Source organism: Wolbachia endosymbiont of Trichogramma pretiosum (assembly GCF_001439985.1).
Classification (GTDB): Bacteria; Pseudomonadota; Alphaproteobacteria; order Rickettsiales; family Anaplasmataceae; genus Wolbachia.
Map to the genome: position 1 here is coordinate 52,336 of NZ_CM003641.1, position 25,895 is coordinate 78,230.

16 protein-coding genes and 6 pseudogenes are annotated in these 25,895 nt (G+C 33.7%); 9 read left to right on the plus strand and 13 right to left on the minus strand.

What is annotated here, in order from left to right; genetic code table 11:
- Positions 1–210: 210 nt before the first annotated feature.
- Positions 211–2,007, minus strand: coding sequence for a translation elongation factor 4 (gene lepA, locus wTpre_RS00270; protein ID WP_068651120.1), 1,797 nt, complete (start codon positions 2,005–2,007; stop codon positions 211–213).
- 369 nt (positions 2,008–2,376) lie between these two features.
- On the opposite strand from lepA, the gene wTpre_RS07340 reads away from it, so the two are divergent.
- The 3 genes and pseudogenes from wTpre_RS07340 to wTpre_RS00290 form a co-directional block, all read left to right on the plus strand.
- A complete protein-coding gene (locus tag wTpre_RS07340; RefSeq protein WP_410543216.1) occupies positions 2,377–2,826 on the plus strand; it encodes a hypothetical protein in 450 nt (149 codons plus the stop codon).
- A 195-nt stretch (positions 2,827–3,021) separates the two neighbouring features.
- A pseudogene (locus wTpre_RS00285) lies at positions 3,022–3,566 on the plus strand (hypothetical protein); the annotation flags it as partial.
- Positions 3,567–3,575: 9 nt separating this feature from the next.
- A pseudogene (locus tag wTpre_RS00290) lies at positions 3,576–4,581 on the plus strand (phage tail sheath subtilisin-like domain-containing protein); the annotation flags it as partial.
- 3 nt (positions 4,582–4,584) lie between these two features.
- On the opposite strand, the pseudogene wTpre_RS05955 reads toward wTpre_RS00290, so the two are convergent.
- A pseudogene (locus tag wTpre_RS05955) lies at positions 4,585–5,429 on the minus strand (helix-turn-helix domain-containing protein); the annotation flags it as partial.
- Between the two features lie 771 nt (positions 5,430–6,200).
- On the opposite strand from wTpre_RS05955, the gene argS reads away from it, so the two are divergent.
- The gene (gene argS, locus wTpre_RS00305; protein WP_068651122.1) at positions 6,201–7,907 is read left to right on the plus strand and encodes an arginine--tRNA ligase; all 1,707 of its coding nucleotides are present in this window, start codon (positions 6,201–6,203) and stop codon (positions 7,905–7,907) included.
- A gap of 15 nt (positions 7,908–7,922) precedes the next feature.
- On the opposite strand, the gene ccmA is transcribed toward argS, so the two are convergent.
- The 3 genes and pseudogenes from ccmA to wTpre_RS00320 all read right to left on the minus strand — a co-directional run bounded on the left by ccmA (position 7,923) and on the right by wTpre_RS00320 (position 10,926).
- Positions 7,923–8,546: a heme ABC exporter ATP-binding protein CcmA gene (gene ccmA / locus wTpre_RS00310; RefSeq protein WP_068651124.1), complete on the minus strand. Its 624-nt coding sequence runs from the start codon at positions 8,544–8,546 to the stop codon at positions 7,923–7,925.
- A 347-nt stretch (positions 8,547–8,893) separates the two neighbouring features.
- Entirely contained in the window at positions 8,894–9,325 is a 432-nt protein-coding gene (locus wTpre_RS00315; protein ID WP_068651126.1) for a hypothetical protein, read from the minus strand.
- Between the two features lie 556 nt (positions 9,326–9,881).
- Positions 9,882–10,926, minus strand: a pseudogene (locus tag wTpre_RS00320) (IS481 family transposase).
- A 400-nt stretch (positions 10,927–11,326) separates the two neighbouring features.
- On the opposite strand from wTpre_RS00320, the pseudogene wTpre_RS00325 reads away from it, so the two are divergent.
- Positions 11,327–11,827 (plus strand): annotated as a pseudogene (locus wTpre_RS00325) (transposase); the annotation flags it as partial.
- Positions 11,828–12,254: 427 nt separating this feature from the next.
- On the opposite strand, the gene wTpre_RS00330 reads toward wTpre_RS00325, so the two are convergent.
- Positions 12,255–13,631 (minus strand): malonyl-CoA decarboxylase, encoded by a 1,377-nt coding sequence (locus wTpre_RS00330; protein WP_068652560.1) that lies wholly within the window; start codon positions 13,629–13,631, stop codon positions 12,255–12,257.
- Between the two features lie 282 nt (positions 13,632–13,913).
- Here wTpre_RS00330 and wTpre_RS00335 point away from each other — a divergent pair, with 282 nt between their 5' ends.
- Positions 13,914–14,597: a TerC family protein gene (locus wTpre_RS00335; protein WP_068651128.1), complete on the plus strand. Its 684-nt coding sequence runs from the start codon at positions 13,914–13,916 to the stop codon at positions 14,595–14,597.
- A 229-nt stretch (positions 14,598–14,826) separates the two neighbouring features.
- Here the strand turns inward: wTpre_RS00335 and guaA are convergent, their stop codons facing one another.
- The 5 genes from guaA to ccmC all read right to left on the minus strand — a co-directional run bounded on the left by guaA (position 14,827) and on the right by ccmC (position 20,788).
- The gene (gene guaA / locus wTpre_RS00340) at positions 14,827–16,389 is read right to left on the minus strand and encodes a glutamine-hydrolyzing GMP synthase (RefSeq protein WP_068651129.1); all 1,563 of its coding nucleotides are present in this window, start codon (positions 16,387–16,389) and stop codon (positions 14,827–14,829) included.
- Positions 16,390–16,616: 227 nt separating this feature from the next.
- Positions 16,617–18,077 carry a type II secretion system protein GspD gene (locus wTpre_RS00345; protein ID WP_068651130.1) on the minus strand — a complete coding sequence of 487 codons (1,461 nt, stop codon included), beginning with the start codon at positions 18,075–18,077 and terminating at the stop codon, positions 16,617–16,619.
- Positions 18,078–18,652: 575 nt separating this feature from the next.
- Entirely contained in the window at positions 18,653–18,907 is a 255-nt protein-coding gene (locus wTpre_RS05960) for a hypothetical protein (protein ID WP_245609446.1), read from the minus strand.
- A 551-nt stretch (positions 18,908–19,458) separates the two neighbouring features.
- Entirely contained in the window at positions 19,459–19,581 is a 123-nt protein-coding gene (locus wTpre_RS07125; RefSeq protein WP_256359288.1) for a hypothetical protein, read from the minus strand.
- Between the two features lie 496 nt (positions 19,582–20,077).
- Positions 20,078–20,788: a heme ABC transporter permease CcmC gene (ccmC, locus tag wTpre_RS00355; RefSeq protein WP_068652562.1), complete on the minus strand. Its 711-nt coding sequence runs from the start codon at positions 20,786–20,788 to the stop codon at positions 20,078–20,080.
- A gap of 142 nt (positions 20,789–20,930) precedes the next feature.
- Between ccmC and wTpre_RS00360 the strand changes: the two genes are divergently transcribed.
- A complete protein-coding gene (locus wTpre_RS00360) occupies positions 20,931–21,749 on the plus strand; it encodes a pyruvate, water dikinase regulatory protein (protein ID WP_068651131.1) in 819 nt (272 codons plus the stop codon).
- 68 nt (positions 21,750–21,817) lie between these two features.
- Complete coding sequence (ykgO, locus tag wTpre_RS00365; RefSeq protein ID WP_006015378.1) at positions 21,818–21,946, plus strand: type B 50S ribosomal protein L36; 129 nt, start codon at positions 21,818–21,820, stop codon at positions 21,944–21,946.
- A 220-nt stretch (positions 21,947–22,166) separates the two neighbouring features.
- On the opposite strand, the gene wTpre_RS00370 is transcribed toward ykgO, so the two are convergent.
- Entirely contained in the window at positions 22,167–22,361 is a 195-nt protein-coding gene (locus wTpre_RS00370; RefSeq protein WP_068651132.1) for a hypothetical protein, read from the minus strand.
- Positions 22,362–22,687: 326 nt separating this feature from the next.
- The gene (locus wTpre_RS00375) at positions 22,688–24,727 is read right to left on the minus strand and encodes an ATP-dependent DNA helicase RecG (protein ID WP_068651133.1); all 2,040 of its coding nucleotides are present in this window, start codon (positions 24,725–24,727) and stop codon (positions 22,688–22,690) included.
- 143 nt (positions 24,728–24,870) lie between these two features.
- On the opposite strand from wTpre_RS00375, the pseudogene wTpre_RS07345 reads away from it, so the two are divergent.
- Positions 24,871–25,815 (plus strand): annotated as a pseudogene (locus tag wTpre_RS07345) (hypothetical protein).
- Positions 25,816–25,895: the final 80 nt, after the last annotated feature.

Consider the following 25,895-nt stretch of genomic DNA (forward strand, 5'->3'; position numbering starts at 1 on the left):
GTCTACATATATCTGATTTTACTGATTGAGTGGAGCAATTGAGCTGCTCTCTGTCATCCCAGTGTTTAACACTGGGATGATTTCTTTGTATGGTATCTTATATAGTGTCTTACAGATTCACATAGCTATTTCAAATTTACCCATATCAATGTCAGTAAATTTATTGAGAAATATCACTTAGTTCCTTAAATTTATGTTTTTGGATATATACTAATCATTTATTTTTAAAGCCTCAATAAAAGCATTTTGTGGGATGTTTATGTTTCCCACAGAATGCAATCTTTTCTTACCTTTCTTCTGCTTTTCAAGCAGCTTCATCCTTCGTGTAACGTCTCCACCATAGAGCTTGGCTGTTACATCTTTTCTATACGGGTTAATCGTTTCTCTAGCAATAATTTTTCCGCCTACTGCCGCTTGAATCGCGATTTTATATTGCTGGCGTGGTATCAAGTCTTTCAAACGTGCACATATTTCACGGCCTCTTTTTTCTGCCCTGCTTTTATGAACAATGAAGGCTAACGCATCCACAGGTTCTCCATTAACTAAAAAACTTAATTTATCTATCTGACTTTCCTGATAATCGGATATTTCCCAATCTAAACTTGCATATCCCTTGGAAATTGATTTTAGTCTATCGTAAAAATCAAAAACAACCTCAGACAGCGGTAATTTATACTTCAGTAGTGCTGTTGTCGTATTACCAACATAAGATAAATCCTGCTGTTCTCCTCTCCTCTCTTCGCACAGAGATAGAATCTCTCCTAAATATGGATCAGGTACCATTATAGTTGCAGTGATCCACGGTTCTTCCACTATTTCAATCTTTGTAGGGTCTGGCATATCGCTTGGATTATGGATATTTAAAACTTTACCATTTTGTGTTGCAACTTTATATATAACACTCGGTGCAGTTGCTGTTAGATCTAAATCAAATTCTCTTTCGAGTCTTTCTTGAATGACTTCAAGATGTAGCATTCCTAAGAAACCGCAACGAAATCCATAACCTAGCGCATTTGACGTTTCAGCATCAAATGTAAAACTAGCATCATTTAAATGTAATTTTTCTAGTGCTTCCCTTAAATATTTAAAATCATCTGTGTTATTGGGAAAAATACTGCAAAATACTACAGGATGTACTTCTTTAAAGCCAGGTAATGCCTTGCTGCACGGCCTTTTTTCTTCAGTAATAGTGTCTCCTACTTTGCAGTCTGCTACTTCTTTCATTGAAGCAGTTATAAAACCAACTTCACCTGCTGAAAGTTCACCAGTCATAACTTTTTTAGGAGTGAAAATACCGATATTATCGACCTGATATGTCGCATTATTAGACATCATAACGATTCTCATGCCTTTTTTTAGTACTCCATTTTTAACTCGTACTAAAATTACTACTCCTAGGTAAGGATCATACCAACTATCAACTAAAATTGCTTGCAGTGGAGCATTTGTATCACCTTGAGGAGCGGGAAATTTTGTCACTATAGCTTCAAGTACATCCTTTACCCCAAGACCAGTTTTTGCCGATATCAAAATTGATTCAGTTGCATCAATTCCGATTACCTCTTCAATCTGAAGCTTTATCCTTTCTGGATCTGCAGCAGGAAGATCGACTTTATTAAGCACAACTATTATCTCATGATTATTGTCAATTGCCTTGTAGACATTTGCCAGAGTCTGAGCTTCAACTCCTTGGCCGCTATCTACTACCAAAAGTGAGCCTTCACATGCAGCTAAGCTTCGGCTGACTTCATATGAAAAGTCAACATGACCTGGTGTGTCCATGAGGTTGAAGCAATATTTATTACCATTATTTGCAGTGTAATTGAGTCTTACCGTTTGTGCTTTGATTGTGATTCCGCGTTCACGCTCTATATCCATTGAATCAAGTACCTGATTGGTCATTTCCCTTGTCTCAAGACCGTTACATTCTTCTATCAAACGATCAGCAAGAGTCGACTTCCCATGATCTATATGTGCTATTATTGAAAAATTTCTTATATTGTTCATAGATCTACTTATTTAAGTAAATCTATTTTACATTTTAAGTATTACAAGAGCAATTATTTATATCTCTTTTTGCTAAAAACATTAAGCTGAAGTCCTTGCCAATGGCTGGCAATGCTCATTAGCTGATGCTTGCTTCACTGTGCTACTTGGATCTCCTTGCTTTCTACACGTTTTTACTGCATCAGCAAGGCTGAGGTAACCAAGGACAGGAACTTCAATCTTTACATCTTTATTTTTTTCTAAATCTTTATCATCTGGTTTGTTAATTACTATTTTGGTGTACTTGGCAGAAAAAAATAATTACTTTGGCTACGTAACTTTTACGACAGAGCTTGGAAAGTGGAGTAGTGATATAACAAAACTGACTATATGTTACAACTACTAGCAGGTAGCCATACATACAATACAGATTACGTTAGTTTTTATCGGCCAAGACAACTAAGTTTTATAGAGGGAAGTAAAGGAACATTTATTTACGGAGAGTTATGCACAAAAAGTTTTTCTGGTAGTTATGATGAGATATACTATTATCCTTATGCTCCACTTGGAGTAGTATTTGTAACAAATACAACCAATGTGAACATAAATAAAACAATAGAATTTGTTGGATCACCATACTCTAGTACGGAGTATGGTGGAGTAGGATTATTTGTGGGAACTCCTGATAATACTAATTCTAATAAATCAGGTATTTTAAAAATAGTATGGAAAAATGTTTACCAATACACGAGTTCTGATAGCAAGTTAGCCGGATTTGGGAATATAGAAATTCCAGCAAGAAAAACAATTGTAATATTACTTCATACATCATCATTCTAGAACACAAGTTAGTCAAGGTATGCTTGCATCAAATTATGTACACAACTATGATCAATTTATTCAGTGGGGGATTTTATAACATACGTAGCAATGTTCTCACCACAGGACTTGAGGTAGATGTGGAAAGGACGCTCAGGGCTTGGCAATGTTCAGGATTAGAACTAACTGATCAAATATGGCAATGAGGAGGAATTTGTGACTACTTATATACGTTTTGAAAACCACAAGCAGATTGAAACAACAACACTTGAAAATAAGCCAACAGGAAATGATTGGTATGAAGCGCCAAAGAATTTTTATTGGCAAAAAAAAAGCTATTGTTTAACAGAAGGAGGAAAAATTGCTCAGCGTACTAAAGAAGATATACAAAAGGAGTTACTGGATAATGCGAAGCTTTGTGCATTTGATAGTATGCGTTTCTATTATGATAATCATACTCACCAATATGAAGGTCATTCTCACCAAAAAGCTAAATCTTATGAGATTCAAGCGGAAGCCGCAAAAAGCGTTCTAGCAGCACCAGAATCTATAGATGAAAAGGATAAAGAAATTATAAAACCTTTAGCAAAAGTCCGTGGTATTAAGGTTATTGAAATGGCAAGAATAATTGAAGCAAAAGTGAAAAAGCAGTAAAAGAAATAATGAAATGTGAAGAGCTTGAAGATCTAGCCAAGAGAAAGATTGAAGAAGTCAAGAGTGAAAATGAGCTAAAGACTTTGCTCGATGATTTTAGGAAAAAATATAAAGAAATGGCTGAAGAATTTTTACACGGAGTAAATGTTATTGAGGTAACCTCAGGAGCAAAGACAGTACGTACAGCTAAATCATCAGTGATAGGTGTAATTGGTACTGCACTTGAAGCTGATGAGAAAAAAATTCCGCTAAATAAACCAGTGTTAATTTCAGGAAGCTTAAAGGAAGCAGCAAAGCTTGGAAAGAGTGGAACACTACCTTCTGTAGCAAATGGAATATTTTCCCAGATTGGTGCAACAGTAGTAGTTATTCGAGTTAAAGAAAGTGAAAACAGCGATTCAAAGCTTAAAAAAAAAGTGAAACTATCCAAAATATAATTGGCGGTGTTGATAAAGAGACTGGAGAGTATCAGGGGATAGAGGCATTCCTCAGCAGTGAAAGTATAGTTCATGTGCTACCTAGTATACTAATTGCACCTCAGTTTACTCACCAACTACTAGAAGATGGCAAAAATCCATTGGTTGCAGCATTAATTCCTATAGTAGAAAAATTAAGAGCTATAATAGTAGCAGATGCACTAAATACCAATGATGAAGAAGCAATAAAATGGAGAAAAAGTGTGGGCATCTTAAGAGTTTAGGTAGTTGATCCATGGGTAAAGGTACTTATTGAAAGAAAAGAAGAAATTTTGCCAGCAAGCCCATTTGTAGCTGGTTTAATAGCGAAAGTAGATAGCTAACAAGGATTTCGGCATTCACCTTCAAATAAAGAGATAAATGGTATTGTTGGAATAAGTAGGCCTATTGATTTTACACTTGGCGATAAAAGCTCTCGAGCAAACCACTTAAGTGAAAATGAAGTAACAACGATAATTCATCAAAACGGCTATAGCCTTTGGGGAAATAGAACATGTTCAAATGATTCAAAATGGGCTTTTTGTCAGTGAGAAGGACTGCAGATTTAATCAACGATAGTCTACTTCGAGCTCATTTATGGGCGGTTGATTGCAATATCACCAAAACTTATATAGATGATGTGATTGAGGGGGTGAATTCTTACATCTTGCATAGTTCTATGAAACCTTTCACATATACCATTAGTCTGTGGAGAATAAGCTTTGGTTCTAGAATGATCAATATTTTCTACTCTCAAACATAACAGGTACGCATGATTCCCTAGTTTACCACAATACTATGTACCAAGATCAGTTAAAATGCGTAGCAATGGAACTTTCTGTTTATCAAAAAATGGTATAACTCTATCATTGAGAAGATCTGCAGCTGTGATAGCAGTTTTCTCCGTATAAAGCTTAGCGAAGGCCACTATAGAGTAGGTGTCAATAAAAGTTTGTTGATAAATTCTTCCAATACCTTTGATATTGCCTACATAATAGGCATCTTGATTACCTAAGTATCCAGGGTGTTGTTTCTAACATTGGCTTCTTTTTGTTCCTTAGTTTTTTTCTAAAGCAGCAACTTGCTCCTCTGTTAAAATTATACCGTCTTGGACCACCTTTGCTTCCAGGGCTTTCAATCTCTTTTTAAAATTTTCGAGATCGTTTCTTTGCCATATTGACCTTATACCACTAGCAGATATTAGAATTCCTTTTTTCTTTAATTCATTAGCTGCTCTTTCTTGTCCATATGCTGGAAACTCTACTGCTATTTTAACTACTGCTTCTTCTGTATCCTTTGGTACTCTATTGGTAAGTAATGGTTTGCTTTTGTTTATCTCATATAATGCTTTTCCCCTCCTGTTTCATATAGCTCTTTGAAGCGGTAAAATGTATCCCTTGCATATCCCATTACTTTACACGCTTGGGATACATCTCCTAATTGCTTTGCAAGTTCTAGTAACCCCAACTTTGGTTCTAGTGTTTTTCTTGTGTTGTACTCATTTCTGACACTCATTTATAATTTATTTATATTTTTATCTTGCTTCATTAAGCTGTTAGATCAGGTCTAAACTGTTACATATTAAAACCTTTATATAATGCTGTCAGCGAATAGATGTTCGCTTGGCGTTTCTATGCTTTCATCATTAGTAGGATTAAGGGGGAAATTAAACTGAACAAGCTTTGGAAGCTTATTGTTGTTCAATGATTCGTGTAATGCTACTATACCTTTATCGCAGACACTGTCAGAAAGTAAATTAAACTCTTTGAAAAACCGCCATTCTTTAGTGCATTTATAAATTACACTCCACTATCAGGGCTTATATTATTAGAAATTAAATCAATCTTAACAGGATTTGGAAAGTTACCATTCTCTAATAATTTAGTGATTGCTATTGAACCTTGATTACCCCTAATATCAGAAGTTACTTTACACTCAGTAAGATTCGGAGCATTAACATTCTTTAATGTTTCATCTAAAACTTCTGCACCCTCAGAATCAATATAACAGTCTTGTAAGATAAGGCTTGTAATACTTGGATTCTCTTATAAAAAGTTTATTAACTTCTCCATGTGTATATGCAGACTATTTTAGTCTAAGGTATTACCATTAACATATTTATTAAGTTCTACTTCCATCATGTTTATAACTCCTCTGTTAATATAATTCTTATTATAGCATAGACTTCAGTCATTGTCAAGTGTATCAATAAGCTGATACAAGATAACCCTTCAACTTCCCCCATTTATCCACTATACTACTACAGGTCTTATAGCTTTTTAGTTAATGAGTATTTTTAAGCAGGTTTCCTCTCTCATTTCAAGCAAGTTAAATGAGTTGAGGCAAAGGGGTGTTATAAGCACGAATGCAACAAACTTTATCATAGAGCCTCCAAGCAATAGAGCACATGGTGATATCTATACAAATGTTGCTATGGTGCTTGCAAAACATGAAAAGAAGAATCAAATTGAAATCGCAGAAGTTTTAGCTAAAGAGTTTGAACTTTTTGGTGAAGTTGCAAAAGTGGAAATAGCGGGCCCTGGTTTCATCAATATGCACTTGAAAATGGAAGTATGGCATGGTATTTTAAAGCAAATAAATGAGCTAAAAACGGAGTTTGGCACTCTCAACATTGGAAACAATCAGGCAATCAATGTTGAGTTTGTATCCGCAAATCCAACTGGGCCACTACATATTGGTCATGCAAGAGGGGCAGTGTTTGGTGATGTTTTAGCAAATTTACTAAAGAAAGTTGGCTATAATGTCACTAAGGAGTACTATATCAATGATGCTGGAGCACAGATAGATAAGCTAATTCGGTCAGTATATTTGCGGTATAAGGAAGCTCTTGGAGAGAAAGTTAGCATTGAAAAAGGTTTATACCCAGGTGAATATTTAAAGCCAATAGGGAAGGGACTAGCTAAAAAATATGGCAAGGATCTTAGAGAAGAGGAAGATAATCGAGTAGTTAGAGAATATACTTTAAGTTCTATCTTAGAACTTATAAAGGAGGACATGAGCTTACTTGGGGTCAATCATGATATTTTTACTTCAGAGTATGAGCTACAAAAAAATGGCAAAATCGAAGAGAGTATAAAGATATTATCTGATAAGGGTCTTGTGTATGAAGGATACTTGGAGAAACCAAAAGGCAAAGAAAGTGAAAGTTGGACTTCCAGAAAAGAAATGTTATTTAGCTCTACAACATTTGGTGATGATGTTGACCGCGCACTAAAAAAAGAGGATGGTAGCTGGACTTATTTTGCATCGGATATTGCTTACCATTTTGATAAGATATCACGTGGTTTTAACAATATGATCGTAGAGCTCGGCAGTGACCACGGCGGTTATATTAAGAGGCTTAGAGCAGTTGTCTCTGCGCTCAGTGATGATCAAGCAAAGATAGAGGTAAAACTGCATAATGTTGTGAATTTCTTCGAAAATGGCAAACCTGTTAAGATGTCGAAAAGATCAGGAAATTTTCTTACAGCTAGGGATGTAGTGGAAGAGGTTGGCAGGGATATAACTCGTTTTATAATGTTAACACGAAAGAATGATATGGTCTTGGACTTTGATTTTGCTAAAGTTAAAGAACAGTCAAAAGACAACCCTATTTTTTATGTGCAATATGCGCACGCCCGTGCTCATTCGTTAATGCGTAATGCTCCAAAAGAGCTCCCAACAGCAGACCCTTCACTTTTAAAGACAGATGGGGAGCTATTCCTCATAAAAACCTTAGCAAAGTGGCCAGATGTGGTAGAAATATCTGCAAGGCTTTGTGAGCCACATAGAATTACTTTCTACTTACTTGAAGTTGCAGAAGCGTTTCACGTTTTATGGGGGTATGGTAAAAGTGATTTAAATATGCGGTTCATACTAGAAGATAACTTGAAACTCACCGCTGCAAGAATGCTTCTCGTCCAAGCCTTAGCGCACGTAATCTCTTCTGGGCTTTCTGTTTTTAATATAGATCCTTTGAAAGAGATGAGTTAATTTTAAGGCCAAAAATTATACAAGAGGTCTATTAAAATCACTTACATTGATTGTCTTGAAGTCACAAAGTTGTTTTGTAGAGCTATGTCCTGTAATAATTACTATACCGTTCTGCTCAGAGCGTATTGAGATTAGGTTCAATACTAATTCACATGTTGTGCTATCAAGATTACAGAATGGTTCATCTATTAGCCAAATGTTTGCATTAGAAATTAACAGGCGAGCAAGTGCAACTCTTCTTTTCCAGCCTGCAGAAAGTTCACTATATTTGATATTAAGTACAGGTTGCAACTGTAAGCAATAAACGGCTGCCATAATTAATTCTCTAGTATTACGTATTCTTGCCCAGAATCGTATGTTTTCACCAACTGTTGAGTTATCTTTACAGGCATTTTTATGGCCTATATAGACCATGGAAGGTATATAGGATTTTAGGTCATCGTATATATCTTTTCCACAGTACATTATATTACCTGACACTGGCAGCAAAAGTCCAGATAAACTCCTGATTAAGCTGGTTTTGCCGCTACCATTTGGACCAGTGATTAAGACTTTTGATTTTGGTTCAGCTTTAAAATTGAGGTTTTTAAATAGTACTTTGTTATTACGAGCACAGGATAGATTTTTACATTCAAGCATCTATTGGATCTTTAAAGAGAACTTGGAGCCTAAACACTTCAGTGTACGAACATTGGATAGCTTATACAACAAACAGTCAGTGTTTGACATACAACTGTACGAACATTTGGTTTGTAAGTAGCAGATGGTGTCATCCAAGTGCTTGACACTGTGGTCCAGGAATTTTAAGTAAGCACGCTGAGCTGGTTGGCATAAAAGTAGCTGCTTTATGTTAAAATTAATATTTTTAATTAGATTACATGAAGAGCTGGATCCCAGTGTCAAGCACTGGGATGACACCCTTATACTTGACTGACTATAACACTTAAGAAGTTTAATGCCAGAAAGCAGGTTATACAACGGATACGTCATCTACCTTTTCCTTTATACTTACCCTTAGTTGAAGACTGAGCTTTTATAAACAGCTCCCAAAATCCTTTTTTATCACCTTCTCCGTGTATCAATTGTGCAAAATGCTTAATTAAAACGCTACCCATCATAACCATCTTTGTCCATTTACCTAGCGGTTTTGCTATATCAACTATTTCTAGATCTTCTTTGTAAACTTGCATATTCTTTTGTTTCTCCCTTAGCATTTCCTGTTGTTTCATCAACTCTTTTTGCTTATTTTTTTGATATAATTCATTAAATCTTCTATTTTCTTCCCACTCTTCTTTGAGAACTTTTAGAGGAAATATAATTTTTCTAATATGATTTTTGTATATTTTTCTCAAAAAGAGAAATACTGCAATTACAGCAAGTAGTTCCGTACTATATATAATGATTTGTCCGAAAGGCATTTTTATACTCAGCTTATTGGCAAGGAGTACTTGTAATTATACCATAACTATAGAAATTTTACAATTTTTTTCTGGATAAAGATAGTAGACTAAAAATTTCTAAAGAACAAAAGTAACGTATTTACGTACAGGCTATCAACTACTAAACTCAAAACTGACAAGTGATTAATCATTAGAGAGTAGAGGAATCACGGCTCTCTAATGATTAAAGATGGACTGTGGTGGAAATTGAAGAAAATCTAGCTGTCGTTTATCATGCTAGATCTATAATATAAGTTATAAAATTTTTAATCATTTTGGCTTATAATAATTTCTGAGTTAACCTTAGATTTCCTGAGCTGTGGTTTCTTTTACCCATGTTGAATTCTTAGCTTTTATACTATAATTTAATTCCATTTTTAACTATATAGGAGGTCAGAATATCAAACACTATCTATAGTGATCAAGTTAATAATAGTAATTTAGCGATCAAATTAATAATAGTAATTTATATACCTGTAACAGTTTAGACTTGACCTGACAGAAGAATCGAAGAAGTCAAAACCGACATCAGAATCTATTTTAATGTTATCAATATTTTTTTTTGGTAAGCAATATGAATACTATCAAAAAAGGTCTGCATAGGAATAGCAATACTTACTGGAATGAGGTCTATCTCTGTTATAAGAATGCAACCAATGATCGACATCTAATTGAAGCTCCTCCAAAGTACTATAAATCTTTTTCCTAAAGATAATATTGTAACATTCATCTTGCATAGTTCTATGAAACCTTTCACATATACCATTAGTCTGTGGAGAATAAGCTTTGGTTCTAGAATGATCAATATTTTCTACTCTCAAACATAACAGGTACGCATGATTCCCTAGTTTACCACAATACTATGTACCAAGATCAGTTAAAATGCGTAGCAATGGAACTTTCTGTTTATCAAAAAATGGTATAACTCTATCATTGAGAAGATCTGCAGCTGTGATAGCAGTTTTCTCCGTATAAAGCTTAGCGAAGGCCACTATAGAGTAGGTGTCAATAAAAGTTTGTTGATAAATTCTTCCAATACCTTTGATATTGCCTACATAATAGGCATCTTGATTACCTAAGTATCCAGGGTGTTGTTTCTAACATTGGCTTCTTTTTGTTCCTTAGTTTTTTTTCTAAAGCAGCAACTTGCTCCTCTGTTAAAATTATACCGTCTTGGACCACCTTTGCTTCCAGGGCTTTCAATCTCTTTTTAAAATTTTCGAGATCGTTTCTTTGCCATATTGACCTTATACCACTAGCAGATATTAGAATTCCTTTTTTCTTTAATTCATTAGCTGCTCTTTCTTGTCCATATGCTGGAAACTCTACTGCTATTTTAACTACTGCTTCTTCTGTATCCTTTGGTACTCTATTGGTAAGTAATGGTTTGCTTTTGTTTATCTCATATAATGCTTTTCCCCTCCTGTTTCATATAGCTCTTTGAAGCGGTAAAATGTATCCCTTGCATACCCCATTACTTTACACGCTTGGGATACATCTCCTAATTGCTTTGCAAGTTCTAGTAACCCCAACTTTGGTTCTAGTGTTTTTCTTGTGTTGTACTCATTTCTGACACTCATTTATAATTTATTTATATTTTTATCTTGCTTCATTAAGCTGTTAGATCAGGTCTAAACTGTTACATCAAAAAAAATACAAATCTACTCAATGTTTGTTTGCCGAGTTTCGGATTGACGCTTAAAGTTTTTGTATTTGAAGCGCATCCACAAACTGCATCAATGCCCTTCTATAACATATATACTGGATTTCTTACTACTTTTTCCGGTATTTTCTAAAAAAAAGTTAAAATAATTTTAATGCAGCTCAGAAATTACATGAGTTTTTAGTAAAAGCATACAAACAAACTATCTAAATCAGAGATAACGCTATAATAACCTTCTAAAACGTTTTAAATCATAAAATTCAGAGATTTCTCATAGTGAGACTTTAATCTTTAATCCTCTTTAAAAAGTTATCTAATGCAGATTAGAAGCACCTAAAAACAGTTATGTAAAAGAAAGTTGCCAAAAAACTATTGACTTTTTTAACAGTCAGATAAAGGAGCTAAACGATTCCATACAAAAGATTATCGATGAAAATCCAGAGTTAGAGAAGAGCCAAAAAATCCTTATAACAGTGCCAGGAATAGGTCGAAAATTGTCTCAAGATTTTGTATATCTAATGTCAGAACTTGTATACTTAAACAAAAAAGAAGTCTCAAGTATTGCTGGAGTTGCTCCACATCCAAAGTAAAGTGGAAAAACTATTGGCTATCTAAGAATAATAGGCGGTAGAAGCAATGTTCTTACAAAGCTTTTTATAGCTGCGATGGCTGCTACAAGATCTAAATCTGTACTTGGTACTTTTTACTCTAATCTTATTGGTAGAGGTAAAAAGAAGATGGTGGCTATAACAGTTCTAATGCGAAAGATCATAGTAATTGCCAACCCACGACTTAAAGAAGCAATTAATATGAAATAAAAAAAAGCTGCATAGAAATAGGTTGATGAATATGTGCGCCCATACAAACTGAAAGCACATATTCATTAATCATAAGATCCAAGCAGTAACAGCTGTTTGATATAAAATTCTTTTTCTGCAATAAATCAGATTTTTTATTACCGAAGGTACATTTTCTAGTTGAGTAGAAACACAAAATTACAAACAAGAGTTGTAATAAAACTAAACTCAAAAAATCAAAAAAACATAGTTAATCATTGAATGACTTTATTTCTTAAGGATCTATAAAGAGAATCTGCAGTTCCTTACGCTCTACTTTATCTTGTATTTTCATTTTATTGCTTCTAATATCTTACTATTCATATATTTTACCTAATAGAGCTATTCAATATTATATACATAAAGATTAGGAAATGTTAAAACTTTCTACATTCTTGCATACTTCCTATTATTCTTTTAACATAGACGATACTTTTTTTGAATGAGAAATCGCTTTATTAATCATATAATTCTCATGATTGTCATCTATTTTAGGCAGCTCATACAGATAATTCACCATTATTCCGGCTGACTGACTGATGCCTTTTTCAGAAGTATCAGCCATCCAGTTGATCTGTTTAATTGATGCACCATTGCTTAAATGAAAGTGTGCTACTGGATCATAAGCACCACCACCACTGCTTTTAACCTTTAGCAAATAATGTGCACAAAGTTTCAGTAGGGAATGTTTTTTGCATTCAATGTTAGTTTTTATGCTTTCTAAAATTTCTGTACCTGATTGTTTTATATTAAGCTTACCTAATAAAGCTACGTCTTGATTTTTTAGCCATTTTGTAAATCCAGGAACTGGAGAAAGAGTTGCATACACTTTTACGCTTTTAAATTCTTGCGATAGTTTTTCCACGACTCTCTTTATTAAAAAGTTACCGAGGCTAATTCCAGATAAACCAGTTTGAGTGTTTGATATTGAATAGAATATAGCAGTACTTGCACTGCTTGGGTCACTTGAAGGAACTGACTCGTCCAAAACGTGTTGAATACTATTTGCAATCTCATTCATCAGTGCAACCTCTACAAAAATTAAAGGTTCATTTGGTATTTTGTAATGAAAGAAAGCAAAACAGAGACGATCAGAACCTAGTCTGTTTTTTAAGTCACCCCAAGAGGAAATTTTATGTACAGCTTCATATTTTATAAGTTTTTCCAACAATGATGCAGGTGAATCCCAAGTGATTTGATGAAGATCAAGTAGATCAACATCAACCAAAGTACAAAGTATACTTTTTAATTCGTTTTCTAGTGGACTTAGACTTTTATATTGATTCTTCAGCTTGAGTACATCAGAACGCATATCAACAATAAACTTAAGGCCCTCCGGTAAGGAGATAAACTGCTTCAATATTTTAGAGCGTGGTGATTCAAGGACTTTTATTAAGTCTTGTTCAAACTTATAGCTCGACTCAGAATCTTGATTTTTCTTATATACTTTTATTTCTTCATCTATTTTCGTTTTATCCGGATTGAACTTTTCTGCCAGGGTTTGTAAAAATTTTATTTGACCTTCCTCTGATAAACTCAAGTACAAATTACCAAGAGATACAGTGTTCTTACGTGCTGAGACTTCATCCCCCTTTGGGTTTAAGCATTCGTTTATCTTCAAGACTAAACTATCGACATCGCGACTACTACTTAAATCAGGGTTAATATTGCCAACCCATGACCTTACAGCATCTGCTACTTCACCTAATATTTTAAAAAAGCCCTTTGGTGCTTTCTTATCTTCAACTTTTACTATATCAGTTTTTGCTAATGACTCTTTTATCATATTTCCTTTTATCATGTATCTATCTTAATTTAAAGAAAAATCTTAGTCCACAAAGAAGGCATATATTTTCATGGTACAACTATTTTACAATCTATTTAAAGTTTTCGTAAAGAGAGTTAGATTTTTAATTTCATTATTTCTCCTACAAAAGTACTTTTATTATAAAAATGCTCTTTTTTCTCTCACCCTTTCCCGGGTAAGGCTGATTTTGAATTACCTAGTCGAAGTTACTTAATTTTTACATATCTATTGTAAAGTACAAAGGCTAACTTTGGAATGAAAATGCTAGCTGATGCTTGGAATTTATTGATACTTACGCTACTTGAAACTATACTTGGTATAGACAATTTAATCTTTATTTCTCTAGCAATAGAGAAGGTGCCAAATCTGCTGAGAGAAAGAGCCCGCCTGATAGGCTTTTGCTTGGCGCTATTGATGCGTTTTGTAATACTATTTTTTATATCACATATATTATCAATGGAAAAGCCTATATTTTACTCTGTATCACTAGATATTTCAGTAAAAGATTTGCTTATGATTGCAGGAGGGTTATTTCTTATTGTTAAAAGTTCTATGGAGTTATGGAGCGAAACTTTTGTACATAAGGAGAACAAAACAAAGATAAACGTTAAATCACAATTTTTTTTAGTTGTGCTACAAATTATATTAATAGATTTAGTTTTTTCTGTTGATTCAATATTAACTGCTATAGCATTAACTCATTATATGATAATCATTGCTATGGCATTTACATTTTCCATATTAGCAATGCTGTTTTCATCGAGTTATACCGCTAAGTTAATAAAATCGAGCCCAAACTTAAAAGTAATTGCCATTCTATTTATGTTACTCATCGGTATATATTTAATACTTGAAGGACTTCACATAGAGCTACCAAAAGCATATTTGTATTCTTCATTTATGTTTGCACTACTTGTGGAAGCCATAAGGAAAATTCGGCCTTGAAATTATTTTGTACAAAGCAAAAATCTAATTTTATTCCGGTGTATGACGAATATCTGTACGAACATTTCGATGTCATCCGAGTAGCTGACACTGGGATCCATTATTCTTTTTTTTCTGTATTCCAGCGTCATGCGCCGCAGCGACATTAAATATTTTTCTTTGAAATTTGAGTTATGCAAGCAGCCTCTTTGGTGTGATTCGAGTAGCTAAAACTGGAATGAAATTATTGCTACTCCCACTCAATAGTTGCTGGTGGCTTGGAAGTTAAATCATATACAACTCGATTTACTCCGGAAACTTTGTTAACAATTATACTACTGATGTCTTGCAAAAACCTCCAAAATACTAACGAATGTTGATCTTTATTTTCAAATGGAAATGCATCAGCTGTCATGCCATCAGATGAAGTCACAGCCCTTAAAGCGCAAACATATCCGTATGTACGATTATCTCCGATAACTCCCACAGTTTTTACTGGTAACAGTACAGCAAAAGCCTGCCATATTTGATCATACAGATCATAATTTTTCATTGTGTTGATATATATTTCATCTACTTCTTGCAATATTCGTACCTTTTCTTCATCAACCTCACCTATAATCCTCACTGCAAGTCCAGGTCCAGGAAATGGATGTTGCAATATTATCTTATCTGAAAGCCCAATTTCTTTGCCAAGCAGCCTTACTTCATCTTTAAAGAGATAGCGTAAAGGTTCTACTAGTTTCAGATTCATTTTTTCTGGCAACCCACCAACATTGTGATGAGATTTAATTGTACTAGTGTTTCCTGAAGCGTGCCCTGATTCAACTACATCAGAGTAAATGGTGCCTTGCATTAAAAAATCCACATCACCTATTTTTTTTGCCTCTTCTTCAAATACTTCGATAAAAGTATTACCGATAATTTTTCGCTTTTCTTCCGGATCAGTTATTCCCCTTAACCTACTTAAAAACAAGTTTGATTTATCAACGTAATTTATTGGAATTTCTTTTAACATAGCAGTGGTCTGGCTCTTACGCAATAACCCAGTATCGATAAAAATACAGTTTAATTGTTTTCCTATAGCTTTGTGTGTAAGAACTGCTGCAACACTTGAATCAACTCCCCCACTTACTGCAGCAATTACTTTTTTCTCCCCTACTAAGTTCTGAATTTTTTCCTTCTGTTTTTCAATGAATGACTTCATTGTCCAATCTCTCTCACAATTTGCAATATCTAAGAAATTAGAGAGAAGTTTACTACCATTTGTCGTAGGCTTAACTTCAGGATGGAACTGAGTACAGTAAATCTTCCGCTGTTCGTTGGCAATTATTGCGATTGTTTGATTTATTATACCTGAGGCAATAGCAGTAAATTCTTGCGGTATAGTTTCGACACTGTCTGCATGGTTCATTAGCACATCGACTTCGGAATTAACGTCCCAAGTATCCTTTATAATTGGGGATTCTTTTAGTATCTTGATTTTAGTTTTGCCAAATTCCTGATTGAATTCTTTTCTTACCTTTGCCCCGAAATAATGACAAATGAGTTGCTGTCCATAACATATTCCGAGTATGGGAGTGTTTATTGTTTCGTTAAGTTTTATAATTTTATGTGCTACTTCACTTACTTCAGAGCAATTGTCATTTACAGATTGCGGTCCTCCAGAAAAAATAAATCCATTGTATTTTGATACTGTTTCGAAATCGATATTGCTTGGAAATATTTCACAGTAAACGCCCATTTCCCTTATTTGTCTTGCAATAAGCTGTGTAAACTGTGAACCAAAATCAATAATGGCAATTGCTGACAATGTGCTCCTCCATATTATTTAAAGCAATGTTTGATAATAAAGAAAACAATAAAGTAAGTAAACTAAGACCTGTTTAAAAACTTTAATACATGACTAAAGTAACTTAAATTTACCGCAACAGATTTATGATTAAGCTGTCTTAATTATCATTCCGATACTCTCTTCTTATCATAATAGCAACCCCAACATCTTTCCTTAAGTTGATGCCATTGCCTGAACGGATACGTTTAATATATATATAAATTCCTATCTTTTGTATCTAATAAACCAAGTGTTGGTACGATTGTTGCTTTCAGGAAGATGACGGTTTCTACTGTCTTAGCCAGTTTTTTTGACTTTTGATGCAATAAGTTTTGGTTATCTTTTCTATGCTCTATAAGCCCACCAATTACCATAACTTCGCCGCTCTTAATTTTTAACGTAGAGTGCATTTCTCTGGTTTCAACAATTGGAATGTCACTATTTAATTTCATTTTATTCTGTTGTGCGACATATTCTATATTTGGGTCTTTAGTATAATCGTTAATTCTTGATAAGGTTGGTTGTATATCCATGAATATTTCATTAGTATCAATGTTAATGCTTGGGTGGATTATTAACACCACTCCTATTGGAGTGCTATTCATCTTGGTAATTAATGCATGATTAGAATTTTTGGTATTTTTCTGTATATCGGAAGTAAAATAGATATGGTTTTTAGTAAATGAAATCATTGCTCGCTGATTATTTATAGCATGTACTCTAGGGCTTGAAATTACGGTTGAAGTGCCAAATTTGCTTAAATTTTTTATTAAATATCCTAAATCACTAACACTAGAGTTAATTGATAGGTCAATAATAGAGTTACCTTGATTTGTTATAGATTTGGTTTCATTATGCAAATCATTTAAGTTGATACCAGAAAGGTATTTATCGTCTAATAAAACTTCAACTATTTTGGCCTCGATCATTACTTGAGAATACGCCAATTTCTTAACTTTATTAATATATTCCTCAATAGCTTTGTGAGTATCTTTTCTAGCATTTAGTATAATGATACCAGCTTCTCTGTTGGATGAAAGAAACTCACCATCATCTACTCCGTTAACATCCATTATTGCATTTAAGCCTTTTTCTAATGAATTCCATAAATCACTACTATATTGAGATTTCATATAGTTTCTATCACCATCACTGTCGTTAATATTGCTACCAATGATAAAACTACTTTGCGCAGAGTGTTGAATATTGATGAAGTCTACGTAATAATTTTGTGCATATGGCAAATCTTGTTCAATTCTAATTACACCATTATTCATTGAGTAACGCAATTTGGCGCTGTTGGCTATATTCTGAATTACTTCGTTTACATTCTTATCTTTTAGTTTTAAAGTGATATTACCTGATATTTTGGGGTCTATGTCTAAGTTAATGTCAGAAAGTTTTCCTATCTCAATCAGTAAATCCTTTACTGGTACTTTTTCATCAACATTAATCGAAAGAAACTGATTACTGGTTGTAAGATCGGGAAACTCTACCGGTAAAGGTATCATTTCTGGTATTGCTGGTTCGTTATTCTTCAAAGGAGTATTATATTGTTGCAACGAATAATCGTGCTTATTATTGTCTATATTAATAGAATGTTGCTTATTAGGTAGACGTGTACAAGAAATAACGAAAAGGAGTATTAAACATTTTAAAATAGCCATGAGGGCAGCATACAAATCTATACTAATAGTTTTCTGTAAAAATGTTAAAAATGTATTTAATTGTATCCTTTTAGGGGAGTGGTTTAAGAAGTGATAGATAGGAGATTATTAAAAGGGTTTAGCCGCATGGAAGTGGGATGAAAAGAAGCACTGGTTTCACATACGTCTGAAAAGACACAATTTTAAAGAATTTTAAATTTGCCCTGTGCAATGTTTGTACAGTTGCGATAAAATTACTTGACAAATTTTGACAGCTTTGTCATTTCGATAGTGAAGATATTCTATAGCTCGAAATCTATCTTCGTCTGCAGACTTTTTAACTTTATTAATTTGTAACCTCTAGTTAAGGTATATTGTACTTATGTATAGATAACTTCTATCATAGCTATATACATTTTTCTGAGTTTTTTTGTATTACTTATGAGGATCATCATGTTTAAAATCATGGATTACGCATATCATTGACATAAATGCCTTAAAAGGACAGATGTTACCTACGTCCTCATATAGATTATGTATTTGTTTAGATACGGCTAAATTGTGTCTAGTGTAGAAAAAGTTAGACAAATTCAGCCTTATATGGAACCAAATTCAACAGAAGTAGAATTATCCTTATTTCCATAATAGTAAGAATTTACCTCTTGCGTATTATTAACAGCAGTTTTTAATAGTACTTCCTTATCACTATTCCATGCAACTTTCTCCATAATTGGAATATAATCCTTACACTTTTGATTATCTCCACAATCCTTGATTTTATCATCATCATTTAGATAACGCTTCAATGCATCATAGTATACTTTAGTGTTATTACCCTCTTTATCTACCATTTGTCCTAAGGTATTAACAAGTATCAATGGTGCAACTTGTTTTGCTTTTACAACACTTATTTCACTGGACTCTCTAAAGAGATTAGGGCATGATCCTCTAGAAAAAAAAGCGCTTGTTGAATTCTGGATTGCTACGGTAAACTTTCGGGTAGCAGAAACTCTTAATCTCTTCTTCTCGATACTCTAACTCTATTTGATCATCCATACATTTTCACATTCTATATTACCAAGCCAGGATATTGAATTAAGATCCTATGTAAAGGCAAATTTAAAATTTACTGCACCATAATTACCATTTACTCCCTCTTCTATATATTTTGCAATCTTAGGATTACTATACATCTCAGGATATAATTCCTTTAGTAAATCAGATGCACTAAAACCTTGACAACCTATCTTATTATCAACTTTATAAAAATGAGAATAAGGCCCACAATTTTCATATTTGGAACAATCTGAGGTTGCTTTTCGAGATGTAATTTCTCCATTTTCATTATCTCCTTCATCGCTAACAGGTTCGCCTGTACCACTTCCTTTTTTACATTCTTCAGCTATTTTTTATACCACTCAGTCTCTGCTTTTGCTCGCTTAACCTCCTCTTCACATTTCGTAAGCTTCTTTTCTACTAGTTCAAAATCCTCTTTTACTACGGAACTATTTGTAAATTCCTTCACAGTCGTAGTTTCACTCTCAGTGATCTCATCTATATCCTCTTCACCATAAAAAAAAGTTTGTTGTTATATAAATAACTATTATTAATTTGGTCACTATAGGTGTTTTTTGACATCGGAACCTCCTCTACAGTCAAAATTGAAATTGTATTAAAATAAAAAAACTACACATTTAATGTGAGTAAAAGAAACCACATTTCAAGAAAACTCATGGTAACTTAGTAGCTATTATAAACCATAATAATTAAAAATTTAATAACTTGCATTGTAAATATAGCATATCTATCAATAAAAATTTTCTTTCAATTCTAACGTATCTTTGCTAATTTTGCATACAGTTCACCTTAGAGAGTCATGATTCTTCTACTTTCATGTGATTAATCACTATAATCTTGAAGTGTGGTTTGTACGTAATTAGTTCTGGAACTTGCTAATGGATAATTGCTCTACGTTTTAATCTCTATCGCTGTTCACAACATTACACTCTGGAAATTAATGCCTAATACCGCATACTGATTTCCCTCTTTATCTTCTGCAAATTAATTAAATGAAGGGCATTAAGTATCCACACTACTAAAAAGAATGTTGCACAAAATATAAACATTGCAATGAGTGGCAGAAGTAAAGAACCTTCTATTGCTACTCCACCTTTTCTAAAAATACTTGCTGGCTGATGAAGAGTAGACCATAAATTCACAGAAAATTTTACTATGGGAATATTTATAGCACTAAAAATGGCAAATACTGCTGATGATTTCTCTGCTCTTGCTTGATTATCAAAAGCGCTCCACAATGAAAGATAACCAACATACAGAAAAAACAAAATCAGCATTGAAGTAAGCCTTGCATCCCATACCCACCAAGTACCCCATGTTCCTTTTCCCCAGACGCTACCTGTGATTAAGCATATTGCTGAAAAGACTGTCCCTGCAGGAGCAGCGGCATGTGCTAAGACACTGGTAACGCTATTGTTCCATACCAACGAAATGAAACTGAGTGATGCAATGAGTCCATATATTCCTAGAGCAAGCCATGCAGAAGGCACATGAAGATACATAATTCGTACGATTTCTCCTTGTTTGTAATCTCCTGGGGAGAAGAATAATGCCAAGAACATTCCAATTAAAAAACATGCGAAACAAATAACCCCAAACCAAGGTAGAGCTTTTTTAGTAAAAGAAGTGAAATTTGTAGGATTTAATAAAAACATTTGTTTTGAGAATAATTGTGTTAAGAATTTATCAATTAGTTTGAGTTTTATCAATAAGATAGTTTTTCTATATTTACGTAGTATAATAAATTAGCCCACTTTCAGTGGTAGATTGCTTGCCATTATTTTTAGTATAGCGTTGATGATCCTTAAAAAGCTTAACCTACACTTAGTGTCAGATTCAAGTGGTGAAACTGTTATATCAGTTGCAAAATCAGCTCTGAAACACTTTCGTTCTGTAGAAACGATCGAATATGTTTGGTCTTTCGTAAAAGGAGAAGAGCAGATTGACAAAATTTTAGAGGAAATTAATAGAAAAAGTGATGAGCATAATTTTGTTATATGCACTATTACTAATGATGAGTTAAGGAAATATCTAAAAAATAATTGTATAAAGCTAAAAATTCCCTACAGAGCGATATTATCACACATTATTAGGGAAATCTCATCCTATCTTGAAATTGAAAAAGACGAAAAACTTGACTTACACGCTGAGATAAATAACGAATATTTTCAGCGCATTGAGGCAATAAACTATACCATTAATCATGATGATGGACAAAATATTCAAGATATTGATAAAGCCGATATAATTTTGGTTGGAGTTTCACGCACATCAAAATCTCCCACCAGTATGTATTTAGCTTACCGAGGATATAAAGTTGCAAATGTTCCTTTTGTTAGCGAGATACCTTTTTACTTCGACTTAGCAAAATTAAAAAATAAACTGACTATAGGAGTAACAATAGACGTAAGAAGGCTAATAGAAATACGCAAAAATAGACTGACTTCAATTAATAATGAAGGTAATAATATATATGCTGACCCTAGAAAAGTAGAAAAGGAAATTAAAGAAGCAGAGGAGTTCTTTAGGCAAAATAACTGGCCAGTTATTGATGTCACGCAAAGGTCAATCGAAGAAGCATCAGCAACAATTATACAGTATTTTAATAAAATGTGAAAATTTACCAATTGACTAACTCTCTGTCAGTGATCATAATGTAAGTTGATTCTATTCTTACTGTAGATATGAAAGTTAAAGGGTCACTAAAATCTCATCGTAACAGAGATAAAAATTGTAAAGTTGTGAAAAGGGGTGGTAAGGTTTATATTATAAATAAGGTAAAGCCAAGATGTAAAGCGCGTCAAGGTTCTTAGCTTTTTGTTTCCCTCTTTATGTCATATGTTTTTCATGTGGAAGCATGGTTAGAAAGAAATAGGAATTGTTCTATTTAACCATAGCACTGCCCATTTCTTCTCTTACGTTATATTTTGGTATTAGCCTAATTACAGGCAGGCGTGGCTTGTTAACATTAATTAACTTTAAAAAAAGAAATTAGTTACGTGGGTCAACAAGTCCATGAATTTTAGTTCCACCCTAAGCCCTCTTGAGCTTGAGAATTTTTTCTATGTATAGGCTGAGAATGAATGACATCTGATCATCAATTATGCAGATCTCGATCTTGTTGTGCATACTTAAGTCATTTTGCCAAAATTTCCTCTTTGCATCACCTTTTAAACCTTTTGTGTATACTTCTATAATTGTGGTAAATTTTTGATCATTGGCAGCCACTTCTCCGCACTGCTTCCATACATATTCTCAACTTTTTCTCGCTTTTACTGTGTATTCCTTTTATGCTCTGTAAGATGGTACCTTCTATATATATTTACTTTCATTAGGCTAAGTTATCGCTTTTTTCCATTTTTACACTTCCTGCCCTTGATTAATTTGACCTGCTAACATTTTGTTTACAGGGCCTGCTATTAACTATGGACAATTTATTCTTATGGTAAAAACTTCTTCTTCACTCTTATTTTTCCTTAACTTGACGCGTATAGTTTGTTAAATATTCCCGTCTGTCAAGGAATTTCTACTCATGAAAGTTATTGCTTGGAAGATTACTGAAATTTTGAAAAGTGTAGTCTACTTCTATATTCAAATATATCAAGCAGTAATTCAAAATTAGCCATTGTACCTTTTGCACTATTATATGCAAGGTCGAGCAATTCTCTGTCCTCATATAAATCAGCAAATTTAAACTCCATGCACCCTGATTGTTTTGTGCCTAGAATATCTCCGCTACCCCTCAGTATCATATCCTTTTCAGCAATATAAAATCCATCCTGTGACTCACACATAATCTTTAACTTTGAATACGAACTTTTACTGAGATTGTCATATAACATTACACAAAAAGACGGTTTATTTCCTCGTCCTACTCTACCTCTTAACTGATGTAATTGCGATAACCCGAACTGCTCTGCATTCTCTATAATCATAATAGTTGCATCTGGTACATCTATACCAACTTCTATCACAGTAGTTGCAACAAGTAGAGAAAATTCATTCCTCTTGAAGGAAAACATCACTTGATCTTTCTGCTCTTGAGTTAGTTTTCCGTGTATTATTCCAACTCTACCAAAAAATGTCTTTTGTAGTTCCTGAAAGCGCATTTCTGCTGCGGCAATATTGAGTTCTTCGTTTTCTTCTATATATGGACAAATCCAATATGCTTTTTCGCCTCTATTTATAGCATCTTTCAGTCTTTGAATAATATCTGATACTTTTTTAACGTTCATAATAACGGTTTTTATTGGCAATCTAGATTTTGGTTTTTCCCTTAAAATAGAACATTCAACATCACCATACATAGCTTGCTGCAATGTTCTTGGAATGGGAGTTGCAGTAACAAAAAGTATATCGGTATTTTCTCCTTTTCCTACCAACCGATTCCTCTGTATCACTCCAAATCGCTGTTGTTCGTCTATGACTGCGAGTCCTAAATTTTTAAATGTAACGTTGGCTTGAAATAATGCATGAGTACCAATTACTATATTTAAAATACCACTTGCAAGTTCGTTGATAATAATCTTCCTTTCCTTGCGCGCAGTTTTACCGGTAAGCAAAGCAACTTTTATATCAGTACAAGATAGAGCTTCTTCGATCCAATTATAATGTTGCTCAGCCAAGATAGTAGTTGGTGCCATTAGAGCTGCTTGCATGTTATTTTCTACCACATTCAGCATCGCAAAGAGTGCAATTACAGTTTTTCCACTCCCAACGTCACCTTGCAACAGACTTACCATGCGGTATCTGGATTTTTGTCTTTCTGAGATTTCATCTATCGCTCGAATTTGATCATTTGTTAATTGGAACGTTAATCCATTTAAGACCTGCTCTTTGTATTTATTCAATATTATAAATTCTTTTCCCTCTTTTTTTACATGATTTTCCCTTGCAAGCTTTAGTGCCAACTGATACGCAAATAGCTCATCATAAGAAAGTCTTTCTCTGCAAACTTCTGCTTCTAAGAGTGAGCTCGGTCTGTGCAATCTTATGATGCTTTCTTTCCAATTCAGCCATTTCTTTTGCTTGATTAATGTTTCATCTATCCACTCTGGCAAATCAGGCAAATCTTTTAGATTAGAACTTATTATGTTTCTAATGCTCTTGTTAGTAATACCGCGACATAATTGATAAATTGGTTCTATGCAGGCTATTTCTTTAAATTGATTGATATCAGATAACATGTAATCTGGGTGAGTAATTTGCCAATGTTCGGTAAACTTTTCAAGTTTACCACTGATTACTATGTCTGTTCCAACTGGAAATAATTTATACAAATATTTAACTGAGTAATTAAAAAAAACTATAAATAAATACTGACTTTCACTTTTAACGATTATTTTATATGGCCTACCTCTAACAGTGGGGCGCTGGTGCTCATACACTTTTGCCATAAAAGTTGTAAATTCTCCCACTTGAGCATCAGGTAGTGATTTACTTCTATCCACATAACTGAGCGGCCTATAAAACAGCAAGTCCATTACTCTGTCTCCACCGCAAAGTTTAGGCAAAATTGAGGAATGAAACCTTGGTATATTCTCAATTTTACTATTTAGAAAAGTCAGCACACTTGACTGCTCATCAACATTCATACTGTGTAAAACCTTTTATTCATAATAGAGCCTTACTAAAATCCTGCCACCCTATTATGACTGTCTATGTTAAGTATATTATTGACATATTAACTATTTTATTTATTATTATACTATCAGCAGTTCATATCAAAGTATTAACAATGAACAACTCTATACAGGAAAAAAAAGGGAAATCAAGTAGTTACGTTAAAGTCTCAAGCGGAAAAATTTGATTTTAGCAGGTTAAGGGCTGATAAAACCAATGAGTCAGCAAACACTGGTGAGCAGATGTATGAAGATTTTCGAAGAATGAGATTTGTTATTAACAGCAAAAATCTAGACAAAGTTTAATTAGTGCATTGATAGACGGAGCTAAGCAATACAATTTTGATGAAGTTTGGGATAGATATTATAAAAATCAAGTGATACCTGGCAATAAAAAAAATCGACCAATATAAAAAGGAGTTTGAAAGATTTTATAATCTAGGTAAAGGGTACGCTCATCTATTACCAAAAGAAGGAGATGAAAATAAAAGTTATCGTGCGTTTGGAAGAGAAGTTTTTAAGGAAATGTTCAAATATGCTGAAGCTCAAGTTCCAAGCGATTCTATCTTAAAAGAACTAGTTACTAACTGTAACCAAGCTGCTTATGTAGGTACATTATATAATGAGGATAGTCCTATTTTCATGTAACTAAAATACATGAATTAACTTTCGGCTCCAGTCATATAACATATATTAATTGCAGTAATTCAGAACGTGTAGAAGTCACAGTTAAAGAGCTAATCTCTGCCACCGTATTTGTAAAGCCAAATGAAGAATTATATAAATTGAACAGCTCACTAGAATTCGCACTTAAATCTCAAGATGGGAAAGATGATGTGATATACAAAAATGGCAAATTGTCACTTACTGTGCCCCGAAAATTGAGAGACTACAAAATTGATGGCAGAATTTCATTTGATACCATTAAAGAATATTTCTACAAATTCTGTGAGAAGTTAAGGTTCAAGTTTGAAGTAGAGCATGATTTAGGTGATCCGATGAGCTACCTCGAAGAGGTAGCTCTTCCTATTTATAGAAATGAACACGAAAATACACCCTAAAACTAACAATTAAAATATCTCAAGTTCTGTTAGCTTATTTGCATAGTCAGTTGTACTAGATGCAACTTAATCTGACAGAA

Coding starts and splice junctions, on each gene's coding strand:
- lepA (WP_068651120.1), bottom strand. CDS start 2,007: ATGAACAATATAAGAAATTTTTCAATAATAGCACATATAGATCATGGG.
- wTpre_RS07340 (WP_410543216.1), top strand. CDS start 2,377: ATGTTACAACTACTAGCAGGTAGCCATACATACAATACAGATTACGTT.
- argS (WP_068651122.1), top strand. CDS start 6,201: ATGAGTATTTTTAAGCAGGTTTCCTCTCTCATTTCAAGCAAGTTAAAT.
- ccmA (WP_068651124.1), bottom strand. CDS start 8,546: ATGCTTGAATGTAAAAATCTATCCTGTGCTCGTAATAACAAAGTACTA.
- wTpre_RS00315 (WP_068651126.1), bottom strand. CDS start 9,325: ATGCCTTTCGGACAAATCATTATATATAGTACGGAACTACTTGCTGTA.
- wTpre_RS00330 (WP_068652560.1), bottom strand. CDS start 13,631: ATGATAAAAGAGTCATTAGCAAAAACTGATATAGTAAAAGTTGAAGAT.
- wTpre_RS00335 (WP_068651128.1), top strand. CDS start 13,914: ATGCTAGCTGATGCTTGGAATTTATTGATACTTACGCTACTTGAAACT.
- wTpre_RS00345 (WP_068651130.1), bottom strand. CDS start 18,077: ATGGCTATTTTAAAATGTTTAATACTCCTTTTCGTTATTTCTTGTACA.
- wTpre_RS05960 (WP_245609446.1), bottom strand. CDS start 18,907: ATGGTAGATAAAGAGGGTAATAACACTAAAGTATACTATGATGCATTG.
- ccmC (WP_068652562.1), bottom strand. CDS start 20,788: ATGTTTTTATTAAATCCTACAAATTTCACTTCTTTTACTAAAAAAGCT.
- wTpre_RS00360 (WP_068651131.1), top strand. CDS start 20,931: ATGATCCTTAAAAAGCTTAACCTACACTTAGTGTCAGATTCAAGTGGT.
- ykgO (WP_006015378.1), top strand. CDS start 21,818: ATGAAAGTTAAAGGGTCACTAAAATCTCATCGTAACAGAGATAAAAAT.
- wTpre_RS00375 (WP_068651133.1), bottom strand. CDS start 24,727: ATGAATGTTGATGAGCAGTCAAGTGTGCTGACTTTTCTAAATAGTAAA.